12 protein-coding genes and 1 pseudogene are annotated in these 10,709 nt (G+C 73.0%); 8 read left to right on the top strand and 5 right to left on the bottom strand.

Going from position 1 to position 10,709, the window contains the following annotated elements:
* Positions 1-1,401: condensation domain-containing protein (locus tag MHW47_RS09695; RefSeq protein ID WP_239222252.1), on the bottom strand; the 1,401-nt coding region annotated here is incomplete at its 3' end.
* A 345-nt stretch (positions 1,402-1,746) separates the two neighbouring features.
* Positions 1,747-1,965: an MbtH family protein gene (locus tag MHW47_RS09690; RefSeq protein WP_239222251.1), complete on the bottom strand. Its 219-nt coding sequence runs from the start codon at positions 1,963-1,965 to the stop codon at positions 1,747-1,749.
* 572 nt (positions 1,966-2,537) lie between these two features.
* Between MHW47_RS09690 and thpR the strand changes: the two genes are divergently transcribed.
* Entirely contained in the window at positions 2,538-3,191 is a 654-nt protein-coding gene (gene thpR / locus MHW47_RS09685) for an RNA 2',3'-cyclic phosphodiesterase (protein WP_239222250.1), read from the top strand.
* Positions 3,192-3,310: 119 nt separating this feature from the next.
* Positions 3,311-3,871 carry a hemerythrin domain-containing protein gene (locus MHW47_RS09680; RefSeq protein ID WP_239222249.1) on the top strand — a complete coding sequence of 187 codons (561 nt, stop codon included), beginning with the start codon at positions 3,311-3,313 and terminating at the stop codon, positions 3,869-3,871.
* A gap of 13 nt (positions 3,872-3,884) precedes the next feature.
* On the opposite strand, the gene MHW47_RS09675 is transcribed toward MHW47_RS09680, so the two are convergent.
* Positions 3,885-4,412, bottom strand: a complete 528-nt coding sequence (locus MHW47_RS09675; RefSeq protein WP_239222248.1) for a hypothetical protein — start codon at positions 4,410-4,412, stop codon at positions 3,885-3,887.
* Between the two features lie 168 nt (positions 4,413-4,580).
* Here MHW47_RS09675 and MHW47_RS09670 point away from each other — a divergent pair, with 168 nt between their 5' ends.
* Entirely contained in the window at positions 4,581-6,128 is a 1,548-nt protein-coding gene (locus MHW47_RS09670) for an FAD-dependent oxidoreductase (protein WP_239222247.1), read from the top strand.
* Positions 6,129-6,137: 9 nt separating this feature from the next.
* Here the strand turns inward: MHW47_RS09670 and MHW47_RS09665 are convergent, their stop codons facing one another.
* Both MHW47_RS09665 and MHW47_RS09660 read right to left on the bottom strand, forming a co-directional pair.
* Positions 6,138-7,259 carry a peptidoglycan bridge formation glycyltransferase FemA/FemB family protein gene (locus MHW47_RS09665; protein ID WP_239222246.1) on the bottom strand — a complete coding sequence of 374 codons (1,122 nt, stop codon included), beginning with the start codon at positions 7,257-7,259 and terminating at the stop codon, positions 6,138-6,140.
* Positions 7,260-7,362: 103 nt separating this feature from the next.
* Positions 7,363-7,755, bottom strand: a pseudogene (locus tag MHW47_RS09660) (MFS transporter); the annotation flags it as partial.
* Positions 7,756-8,058: 303 nt separating this feature from the next.
* Here MHW47_RS09660 and MHW47_RS09650 point away from each other — a divergent pair.
* The 5 genes from MHW47_RS09650 to MHW47_RS09630 are packed head-to-tail and all read left to right on the top strand — an operon-like array spanning position 8,059 to position 10,706.
* Positions 8,059-8,379, top strand: a complete 321-nt coding sequence (locus MHW47_RS09650) for a gas vesicle protein (protein ID WP_239222245.1) — start codon at positions 8,059-8,061, stop codon at positions 8,377-8,379.
* 33 nt (positions 8,380-8,412) lie between these two features.
* The gene (locus MHW47_RS09645; RefSeq protein WP_239222244.1) at positions 8,413-8,847 is read left to right on the top strand and encodes a gas vesicle structural protein GvpA; all 435 of its coding nucleotides are present in this window, start codon (positions 8,413-8,415) and stop codon (positions 8,845-8,847) included.
* Positions 8,848-8,850: 3 nt separating this feature from the next.
* Positions 8,851-9,600, top strand: a complete 750-nt coding sequence (locus MHW47_RS09640; protein WP_239222243.1) for a GvpL/GvpF family gas vesicle protein — start codon at positions 8,851-8,853, stop codon at positions 9,598-9,600.
* 1 nt (position 9,601) lies between these two features.
* Positions 9,602-9,856 carry a gas vesicle protein GvpG gene (locus MHW47_RS09635; protein WP_239222253.1) on the top strand — a complete coding sequence of 85 codons (255 nt, stop codon included), beginning with the start codon at positions 9,602-9,604 and terminating at the stop codon, positions 9,854-9,856.
* 7 nt (positions 9,857-9,863) lie between these two features.
* Positions 9,864-10,706 (top strand): histone protein, encoded by an 843-nt coding sequence (locus MHW47_RS09630; RefSeq protein ID WP_239222242.1) that lies wholly within the window; start codon positions 9,864-9,866, stop codon positions 10,704-10,706.
* The last annotated feature ends 3 nt before the right edge of the window (positions 10,707-10,709 follow it).

The following is a 10,709-nucleotide window of genomic DNA, read 5'->3' as shown; positions in this document are numbered from 1 at the left end:
AGCATGGGTGCAGCCGGTCGTACTGCTGCCCGCCGCGCTTCCGGGTGCCGTGCCCGTGGGCACGTCGTCGCTGCGGATCAGCACGGGCGGCGAAGTCCTGTCGTGGCCGCTCGACTTCGGCTCGCCCTCGCCGCGTTCGGAGACGAAGAGCGACACGTCGTCGACGGGGCCGACGGACAGGACGCGGGACGGGGCGTGGATGCCGGCGAAGTCGCGGTCGTAGTCGTAGCCCATGATGTTGACGACGATGCCGGTGAGGCGGCTCGCGTCGTCGCCGCCCAGTTCGCGGGCGAGTTGTTCGCGGGAGAAGCGGCGGTGGCGCAGGGCGGCGCGCATCTCGTCCGCGACGGTGCGGACGAGGGTGGCGACGGTGGTGTCGGGGGTGGCCGTCAGGCGCAGCGGCAGGATGTTGGAGGTCATGCCGACGACGTGGCGCAGTCCGCCGTGCCGGCCGTTGGAGGCGAGGCCCACGGTGACGTCGGAGTCGCCGGTGGCGCGTGCGGTGTAGGCGGCGACCGCGGCGACCAGGACGGCGCTCCAGGTGGTGCGGTGGGCGGCGGCGAGGGCGCGCAGGTCGTCGAAGACGCCGAGGGGCAGCGATTCGCCGGTGTGCAGCCGGATGCCGGGGGTCTGGCCGGTGTGCGGTGTAGCGGTGTCCGCCGGGGTGCCGGGGGCAGCCGGGGCGGGCAGGTCGGTGCGGCGGCGGATGAGGGAGCGGCCGCTGTGCGCGGTGTCCCCGCCGTCCGGGGCGAGGTCCGTGAACCGGCCGGTCCAGTAGGCGCGGTCGGCCTCGTAGCGGCCGGACGCGCGGTAGGCGGTCTCGTCGGCGACCAGGGTGCGCAGGGGCGCGGCGTCGGCCGGGACGGCTCCGGTGAGGTCCTCGCCCCGGACCGCGCGCGCGTAGAGGTCGGCGACGGTGCGGGTGAAGACGGCGCTGCCGAGGCCGTCGACGGCTATGTGGTGGAAGCGGACGTACCAGTAGTGGAGCCGGCTGTCCGCGCGGAGCAGCGCGAAGTGGTGCCGGGGGCGGTCGAGGGTGTCGGGGGTGGCCATGTCGCGGGCCATGTGGCGTTCGACCTCGGCCTGCGGGTCGGCTGCGCCGGACAGGTCCACGAGGCGCAGGCGGCCGGTGCCGGGGTGGGGGACGACGCGCTGGAGGAGGGTGTCGCCCTGTGTGACGAACTCGAGGTTGAGGCTGTCGTACAGCTCGCAGGCCCGGTCGACCGCGGCGGCGAACAGCTCCGGGTCGAGGTCGCCCCGGATCTCGAAGCATTCACCGATGTTGTATTTCGGGCTGTCGGGGTCGAGGAGTTGCCCGTACCACACGCCCTGCTGGGCGGCGGTCGTGCCGAAGAACTCTTCGGGAACGGATTCCTGGGGGAGAGAGCCGTTTTCGCGCATGCCGGGACACACCTTCGGGGAGGGCTTTCGGGGGGACGAAGAGGGCAGGACGAAGCCGGCCGTGCCGGTGCGGCGTCCATGGCCGACCACGGGCGGGTAAAAGCGAAGCGGGAGCGGACTCCGCCGTTCTTCGCGTGGTTCGGACGCACTCCTGTGCAGTCCATCAATGAGCTGAGAAAGCCGCGTGAAAGCGGCGTGAACACTTTCGGCCGGGGCCCGATCGGTCACCATCACGGGCCGGCAGCTTTTGTTCAAAAGAGAACATTGCCGGTCGGTCCGGTGGGGAGTGGTGGGCCGCCCCGGCCCGGGCGGCCCGCGTGCGGTCCGACCGGCCGGGGTGCGCCCCTACCCGGCGTCGGCCTCCATCGCCCGGACCAGGCCGGCGGGCCGCATGTCCGTCCACGCGGCCTCGATGGCGTCGAGACACTCCTGACGCGAGCCCTCCGGGCCGCGGACGCTCCAGCCGCCCGGCACCTCGAGGTGCGCGGGCCACAGCGAGTACTGCCCCTCGTCGTTGACCAGCGTCACGAACCGACCCGACTCGTCATCGAAAGGATTGGTCACGACCGTCCCCCCACTTGTTTTTCCCACACGTCACCACGTGTTCCACAGATATATGCAGGCTTACCGCGCGGTATTCACCGCACCCCGCCACCGCCCCCGTCCCTGCCGCACGGCTCGGCCGCACGGGACGGAGATACGTTACGCCTCGGTATACCGAAGCGACGCCGATGGCCGGCCGGTCTTCCGGCTTCGCCCGTTCACGACAATCACCATAGATGACCGCCGACAGCGGAAGAGACGAATTCAGCCCAATACTTATGGCGGCACCCAACCACGACGTGCACGGAGAACGGCCCCGGACATATGCCAACCCCCTCTCTGCGGAAATATCCAGCCATTCCATGTCCCGATTGCGCACGTTTCGCGCATTACGACCCGCGCACATTCGGATATCCGCCGGCGTACGCCCTCCTACCCTCGGTTTCGCGCCGATCACGCCGCGCTCCCGTGCGCCGGGTACGCGCCCCATACCCAAGCAATGGCCTTTACTGTTACGCAGCGTCAGATCGCCTTCCGGTGCGGGACCTCCACCCGGCGGCGGCACTCCCCCGCCCGTGCGGTACCAATGCGGTGTGACCGACGAGATGCCGCCCACCACCGTTCGCGTGTTCATCGCCCTCGCCCCGCCCGATCCGGCGAAGGACGAACTCGCCCGCGAGCTGCGCCCCGTCTACGCCACGCACCCGCAGGTGCGGTGGAACCGCATCGAGGACTGGCACATCACGCTGGCGTTCCTCGGCGCGCTCCCGGTGGCCACCGTTCCGCTGCTGCGCCCGCCCCTCGCGGAGCTGGCCGCGACCCACCCGGCCCCCCGGCTGGCGCTGCACGGCGGCGGCACCTTCGACGCCCGCGTCGCCTGGAGCGGGATCGACGGGGACCTCGACGGGCTGCACCGGCTCGCCGCGGGCGTCCGGAGCGTCGTGGAACGCTGCGGCGTCGTCCTGGAGAGCCGGCCGCTGCGCCCGCATCTGACCCTGGCCCGCGTCCGCCGGGGCGACGACACGTCCGCCGGGGAGATCGCCGCGCGGCTCACGGAGTTCCGCGGCCGGCCCTGGCCCGCCGAGCGCCTGCACCTGGTGGGCAGCTACGCGGCGCGCGGCACGGGGCAGATCCGCTACCGCGACATCGAGGCGTGGCCGCTCGGCACGGCGGCCGGCACGGGCGGCGACACTCCCCCGGCGGGGCCGGGAACCACCGTTCCGGAGGACGGCGTTACGCCAGCCTGACCGGAGTGGGGCGTGGCTCCGTGTGTTGGTGGGGTTCGGGGGTACCCCTGTGGAACGGTGAGCTGACTTCGGCTCGCAGCACACAGGCGTACACCGCACCAGCGGAGAGGGTTTCACTGATGGGACACGGCGGAAACGTGATCGCGGAACTCACCACCGACCACCGCGAGGTCGACGAACTGTTCGCGCGGATCGAGGCGCAGCCGGTCGGCGACGAGCAGCGCAGGAAGCTCGCCGACGAGCTGACGATCGAGCTGGTCCGCCACTCGGTGGCGGAGGAGATGCACCTCTACCCGGCGGTCCGCCGGTTCGTCGACGACGGCGACGACATGGCCGACAAGGAGCTGGAGGACCACGCCAAGGTGGAGCGGCACCTCAAGGATCTGGAGGGGCTGTCCGCGGACGACCCGCAGTTCGACCACCTGGTGGCGACGCTCAAACTGGAGGTGAGCGAGCACGTCCGGGACGAGGAGAACCGGCTGTTCCCGCTGCTCGCGGCGGCCTGCTCCCCCGAGACGCTGGAGGAGCTGGGCGAGAAGGTCCGCACGGCGAAGAAGACCGCGCCGACCCGTCCGCACCCCTCCGCGCCCGACAGCCCCACGGGTCTGAAGATCCTCGGCCCCGGCGCCGGTCTCGTCGACCGGGCCCGCGACCTGCTGAGCGGCCGCGGCAAGGGCTGACGGTCCGGCGCGCTCAGTGGGCGCGGGCCGGGCCCAGGCGCAGGCGGTCGAGCAGGTCCGCCTGGTGCAGGCGGGCTATCGGCTCCAGCAGGTCCGGGTGGCGCAGCAGCGCGGTGGCCGCGAGGTCGTGGGCGCTCGGGTCGGTCAGCCGGCGGAACTCCGCGGGACCGGCGGTCGTGTGCGCGCACGCGTCGAGGGCGTTCACCGCGTCCCGCGCCGCGTCGGGCGCGGTGAGCAGATGGGCGGCCCAGCTGGCCACGACCTCGTCCACCCAGCTTCGCCAGGCCATGTCCTGCGGCCCGGCCGGCATCCGGCCGGCGCCTCCGGCGACCTCGTCCAGACGGGCCGATCCGCCGGGGCCGGTCAGGGCCACCAGGGCGGCGTCGAGGTCCGTCGGGTAGCGCAGCCAGGTGGCGACGGTGACCGCCTGGCGGGCCTGCGCCTCGGCCAGGGCCGCGGTGAGCGGGCCGCCGCCGGCGGGGAACGCGCGCGTCAGCCACTGGGTGGTGGCGGCGATGAGCGGGGCGAGGTCTGCGGGCATCGGGGCGTCCCCTCGGGTGCTGGGAGGCGTGCAGCGTACTGCGCCGCCCGGCCCGCCCCGTATGACGCAGGGCACGATGCGGCAGTGGTGTGCGTCATGGCGTCCGCCGGGCCGCTCCCGGGCCGGACACCGGCCCGGCGATCCGAGCGAAGGATGGAGTGAGCAACCATGAGTGACCCCCGCCCGCTTCCGGGGCTGGACGAGTCCTTCTGGATGGACAGCACCGAGACACCGGACCACGCGTACCTGGCCTCGGACACCGACGCGGACACGGTGGTGATCGGGGCCGGCATCGCCGGGCTGAGCACGGCCTGGGAGCTGGCGCGGGCCGGACGGGACGTGGTGGTGCTGGAGGCGGACCGCATCGCCGCCGGGGTCACCGGCTACACCACGGCGAAGGTGTCCGCCCTCCACTCCCTGGTGTACGACCGGCTGCGGCGGACCAGGGGCGCGGAGGCGACCCGGCTGTTCGCGGCGTCCCAGCAGGACGCGGTGGAGCGGGTGGCCGCGATCGTCGGCGAGCTGGGGATCGCGTGCGACCTGGAACGGGTGAGCGCGTACAGCTACGCGGCCGGGCCGCAGTCGCTCCCGCAGATCGAGGCAGAGGCGCGCGCCGCCGCCGAGGCCGGGCTCGACGCCTCGTACGTGCCCGGGACGGAGCTGCCGTTCCCGGCCGCCGGGGCGGTCCGGGCCGGCGGGCAGGCGCAGTTCCACCCGCGCAAGTACCTGCTGGCGCTGGCCGCCGACCTGATCGCGCGGGGCGGCCGGATCTTCGAGCGCAGCCGGGTCACCGGGCTGACCGAGGGCACGCCCTGCCGGGTGACCGTCGAGTCCGGCCGGACGGTGACGGCCCGGAACGTGGTCGTGGCCACGCACTATCCGGTCTTCGACCGCGCGATGCTGTTCGCCCGGCTGTCGCCCCGCCGGGAGCTGGTCGTGGCGGCGCCCGTCGCGGCCGGCGAGGCCCCGAAGGACATGTACATCACCGAGGACGAGGGGAAGCGGTCGGTGCGCTCGACCCCTCTGGACGAGGGCCGCCGACTGCTGATCGTCACCGGCGAGAGTTTCACCCCGGGCACCGGGAACCCCGCGGAGGGGTTCCGGCGGCTCGACGACTGGATGCGCGAGCGGTTCCCGGTGGGGCCGACCGCGTACCGGTGGGCGGCGCAGGACAACGATCCCAGCGACACGGTGCCGCTGATCGGGCCGTTCCACATCGGGGCCCGGCACACCTTCGTGGCGACCGGCTTCGGCGGCTGGGGCATGACCGGCGGGGTGGTCGCGGGGCGGCTGCTGTCCGCGCTCGTCACGGAGGCGCCCGCCCCGCCGTGGGCGGAGCTGTACGACCCCCGGCGGCTGGGCAGCGCGGTGCGCGAGGCGCCGTCGCTGCTCGGTGCGCAGGCGGAGGTGGCGCGGCACTTCGTCGGTGACCGGCTGCGCGTCGGCCATGTGGACTCGGTGGCCGAGATCCCGCCCGGCACGGGGGCCGTGGTGCGGGTCAAGGGCCGCCGCCGCGCCGTGTACCGGGAGCCGGACGGCACGGTGCGCGCGGTGTCGGCGCGGTGCACGCACCTGGGGTGCCTGGTGGCGTTCAACGAGGCGGAGACGGCGTGGGAGTGCCCCTGCCACGGGTCCAGGTTCGCGGTGGACGGCACGGTCCTCCAGGGCCCGGCGCTCCGACCGCTGGAGGCGATGGAGACCGAAGGCGACGATTGACGGCGAGCCCTAACGCCGGGCCAGGTAGAGGGTGAACGCCTTGTGCAGGACCTTGTTGAGGGGGTGGTCCCACTCGCCGACGTACTCGGCCGCCTGCCCGCCGGTGCCGACCTTGAAGCGGAGCAGGCCGAGCAGGTGGTTGCTCTCGTCGAGGGTGTCGGTGGTGCCCCGGAAGTCGTAGACGTGGGCGCCCATGGCGTGGGCGTCGCGGATCATCTGCCACTGGATGGCGTTGTTCGGCTGGACCTCGCGCCTGCGGCCGGTCGAGGCGCCGTACGAGTACCAGACGTGTCCGCCGACGGTCAGCATGGTGGCAGCGGCCAGCACGTCGCCGTCGTGGGCCGCGAGGTAGAGCCGCATCCGGTCGGGGTGTTCGGCGGTGAGCGCCTTCCACATGCGCTGGAAGTACGGCAGGGGGCGGGGGACGAACCGGTCGCGTGCGGCGGTCTCGGTGTAGAGGGAGTAGAAGGTGTCCAGGTCGGCGTAGTCGCCCCGGACGACCTTGACTCCGGCCTTCTCCGCCTTCTTGATGTTGCGGCGCCACAGCTGGTTGAAGTCGTCCCGGATCTCGTCGAGCGAGCGGCCGGCGAGGGGGAGCTGGAAGACGTGGCGCGGCTGTCCCGCCGCGAAGCCGTCCTCGCGGTCGCCGCCGGACCGCTGCCAGCCCATGGCGCGCAGCCGGTCCGTCAGTGCGGTGGCGCGCGGGTCCTGTTCGGTGGGCGGCACCTCGCCGAGGCGGTGGGTGCCGGGGTCGGCGATGGCGTCCTTCACTGTGGCCGCGTCCCAGCGGCGGGCGATGACGGGCGGGCCCATCTTCACGGTGAAGGCGCCCCGCTGCCGCAGGTGCCCGATGAGCGGGGTCAGCCACCGGCCGAGGTCCTCGTCGTACCAGTCGATGACCGGGCCCTCGGGGAGGTAGGCGAGGGAGCGCCTGATCCCGGGGAGCGGCCGGTACAGGACGAGGGCCGTACCGACGAGGCGGCCGCCGGCGTCGGACCAGCCGAGGCTCTCCGCCCGCCAGTCGGGTTTCACCTCGCCCCAGGACGGGACCTGGGTGTGGCTCGCCGAGGGCAGGCTCTCGACGAACGCCAGGTGCTGTTCCCGGCCGATCGGGCTCAGGCGGAGGTCCATCGCTGCTCCTCGTCCACGGGTCGTGATCCTCTGGCAGCGTAAGGGCGCTCCCGGCCGCCCACGAGGCGAACGGAGGGCCGCCGGGGCCGGGACGCCCGCGGGCTCACCGGGGCAGCAGCCGGGCCGGGATCAGTCCGAGCGCGGCGAGCGCCGCCACCGCGGGCAGGGCCGGGGTCAGGGTGAGGTCCGGTACGGCGAGGGCCGGGTGCGCCGGGGAGCCCTCGGCCGTCGGGGTGAGCGGCATCAGTGCGGCGGCGACCGCGATGCCGAGGGTCGGGCCGACGTTCATGGCGGTCTGTTTGAGGCCCCCAACCACTCCCGCGTAGCCGGGCGGCGCGTCCCCGACGACGGTCCCGGTGGCGGTGACCATCACGGCGGTGAATCCTGCGCCGAGGACCGCGAGGACGAGGCCCGTCTCCTGCCAGGAGGTCGCCGGGGTGAGCCGGGAGAGGGCGAGGACGACGGACAACTGGCCGATGAGCGCGGTGCGGCAAGGTCGTGGCGGAACATCAGCTCGAACATGCCGCGGTCGTCCCGCGCATACTCCGGATACGTCCCGGCGAGGGCCCCCAGCCGGCCGCGCGGGGTGCTCGGGCCGTTCGCCGCCCTCGGGCCGTGACGAGGGCGAGGCCCGCGTCGATCAGACGCTCGCGAAGGGAAGACGAGTGGTTCCTGGTCACTGTCCACCAGAGAAGTATGGACAGTGTCCATCAACGGATCGGGGTCGCCACCGCGCACCTTGCGCTCCATTGCCCGCGCCCAAGATGCGCGGGCGCCGTGAGTGAGCAGACTGGGTTGCATGGCAGATCAGCGGCGTTCCCATGCCGGAATCACGAAAACGGCGACGACTCGTCGTGCCCCGTCCGCACGGGGCCCCGAGCACGCGGCACGCGCTGCCTGCCAGAGCCTGGAGGGTCTCATCGACCACCACGCGGAGGGCGTGTCCGCCGTCCGGCGCACCGACGACGGCTGGTGCGTTGTCGTGGACGTTCTCGAAGTGCCCCGGATTCCGGACACCACGAGCCTCCTCGCCTCCTACGAGGTGCAGCTGGACCGGGCCGGTGAACTCCTCGAGTACCGCAGGGTCCGCCGGTACCGCCGGGGCGCCGCCGACGAGTGAGCGGCGTCCACTCCCCCGCCGGAAGGACATTCCATGACCGCGACCACCTACTCCGACGAAGTCGTCGCCTGCCCGCCGCGCGCCGGCACCCTGTACGACGTCCTGGAGCTGATCCTCGACCGGGGCATGGTGATCGACGTGTTCGTCAGGGTCTCCCTGGTCGGCATCGAGATCCTCAAGATAGACGCGCGCATCGTCGTCGCGAGCGTGGACACGTATCTGCGGTTCGCCGAGGCGTGCAACCGGCTCGACCTGGAACGGGACTCCGGCAGCACCACGGTTCCGGAGCTGATCGGCGGCGGCGCCGTCAAGTCCATCGGCAAGCGGAAGGTGCGCCGGGCCGCCGAATCGGTGGGCGACACCGTCCGCAAGGCGGTCGGCGCCGACGACGAACCGGAGGAGCGGCCGAAGAAGCGGCGCGCCCCGGCGCGCGACGGCGAGAGCCGTCGCCGCCGCGCGGAGGCGTGACCCGTGCCGGCCGAGGACGTGTACGTCTACGCGATCACCCGGGCGGGCGTCACCCTCCCGGCGGACCGGGGCGGTGTGGGCCGTCCGCCCGCCCGGCTGCGGACCCTTGCGCGGGGCCGCGTCGCCGCCGTCGTCAGCGATGCCCCGCCCGACCTCCGGGCCCGCCGCCGCGACCTGCTGGCCCATCAGGACCTGCTGATGCGTCTGATGGACGACGGGCCGGTGCTGCCCATGCGGTTCGGCACGGTCGCCCCCGGCCCGGACGCCGTGCTCCGGCAGCTGGTCACCGGTGAGGCCGCGCACCTGTCGGCCCTCGAACGGCTCGACGGCTGCCACGAGATCAACGTCAAGGCGCTGGCGGCCGAGGACCGGCTCGCGGACGTGGTCGCCGAGGACGGTACAGTCCGCCGGCTCAGGGAGGCCGCGCGCCGCCGTCCGGACTACGAGACCAGTCTGCGCCTCGGCGAGGCGGTGGCCGCCGCCCTCGCTCGCCGGGCCGCCGAGGCGGGCCGGCGGGTGCTGCGCGAGCTGACGCCCCGGGCCCGCGAGGTGGCGGCGGGACCGGAGGTCCAGGGATGCGCACTGAACGTGTCGTTCCTGGTGGAGCGGGGTGACAGTGCCGCGTTCCTGGCCGAGGCGCACCGGTTCGCGAGCGATCTGCGCGGGCGTGCGAACCTCCGGCTCGCCGGGCCACTGCCCTGCTACAGCTTCGTCGGCCCCGAGGACCGCGCGGCACCCGTGGGCGGTGGCTGACGTGGGGCTGATCACGGGGCTGCTCACCCTGCCCGTCGCTCCCGTGCGCGGAGTGGTGTGGGTGGCGGAGAAGCTCAACGAGGCCGCCGAGCGGGAGCTGTCCGACCCACGCGTACTGCGCGCACAACTTGCCGTACTCAACCAGGAGTTGGAGGCCGGAGACATCACGCTCGAGGAATTCGAACGGGAAGAGGACCGGCTGCTCGACCGGCTGCACGCCGCTCGGGCGGCCCGAGTGCCGGACGATCGAAGGTGACGTGCTCATGGATGACCAGGCCAAGGTGACACTCGCGGCCGCCGTGGTGGGTGGCTATGTGCTGGGCCGGACCAGGAAGGGCCGGATGGCGCTGACCGTCGCGACGTATCTGGCGGGCAGGCGGTTCGGGCTCCAGCCCCGCCAGCTCGCCGCCGAAGGCATGCGACGGCTCGGGGAAGTTCCCCAGTTCGCCGATCTCCAGGATCAGTTGAGGGGCGAGGTCATGGTGGCCGGCCGCAAGGCCATCACGGCCGCCGCCGACCGCAGCATGTCCTCGCTGGCCGAGGCGATCAGCGACCGTACCAGCCGTCTCCTCGAAGGACCGCGCGACGACGATGCCCATGAGGACGAGGGCGACGCGGACTACGAGGAAGAGGACGAGGGCGACGAGGAGGACGAGGCCGAGGACCGGGAGGAGGAGCCCTGGGACGAGGACGAGGACGAGGACGAGGATTTCGAGGACGAGGACGAACCGGAACCCGAGCCCGAGCCCGAGCCGGAGCCCGAACCCACGCCCCCGCCTCGCCGCAAGGCGTCCGGGCGGACCGGTGGAACCGGCAAGGCGCCCGAGAAGAAGGCCGCCAAGAAGCCGGCGAAGAAGGCCGCGAAGAAGGCCGCACCTGCCGGGAAGAGCACACCCGCCGCGAAGAAGACGGCCAAGAAGACGGCCAAGAAGAGCGCACCCGCGAACAAGAAGGCGGCGGGCGCCAGGAAGACGGCGGCCAAGAAGACGGCCCCGGCGAAGAAGACCGCGGCCAGGAAGACCGCTCCCGCGAAGAAGACCGCCGCGAGGAAGACCTCCTCGTCCTCGAAGCGCACCGCTTCCAAGCGCACCGATCGGCGGAGGTAGCCA

The organism is Streptomyces sp. OfavH-34-F (genome assembly GCF_022347745.1).
Taxonomy (GTDB): Bacteria; Actinomycetota; Actinomycetes; order Streptomycetales; family Streptomycetaceae; genus Streptomyces.
Note: the sequence above shows the minus strand (reverse complement) of the source record. Positions and strands in the feature narration are given on the sequence as shown.

What these genes read in the sequence shown, in the direction of transcription:
- MHW47_RS09675 (WP_239222248.1), bottom strand. Translation starts at nt 4,412, where the DNA reads ATGCCCGCAGACCTCGCCCCGCTCATCGCCGCCACCACCCAGTGGCTG.
- MHW47_RS09645 (WP_239222244.1), top strand. Translation starts at nt 8,413, where the DNA reads ATGACCGCGACCACCTACTCCGACGAAGTCGTCGCCTGCCCGCCGCGC.
- MHW47_RS09650 (WP_239222245.1), top strand. Translation starts at nt 8,059, where the DNA reads ATGGCAGATCAGCGGCGTTCCCATGCCGGAATCACGAAAACGGCGACG.
- MHW47_RS09680 (WP_239222249.1), top strand. Translation starts at nt 3,311, where the DNA reads ATGGGACACGGCGGAAACGTGATCGCGGAACTCACCACCGACCACCGC.
- MHW47_RS09665 (WP_239222246.1), bottom strand. Translation starts at nt 7,259, where the DNA reads ATGGACCTCCGCCTGAGCCCGATCGGCCGGGAACAGCACCTGGCGTTC.
- MHW47_RS09670 (WP_239222247.1), top strand. Translation starts at nt 4,581, where the DNA reads ATGAGTGACCCCCGCCCGCTTCCGGGGCTGGACGAGTCCTTCTGGATG.
- MHW47_RS09630 (WP_239222242.1), top strand. Translation starts at nt 9,864, where the DNA reads ATGGATGACCAGGCCAAGGTGACACTCGCGGCCGCCGTGGTGGGTGGC.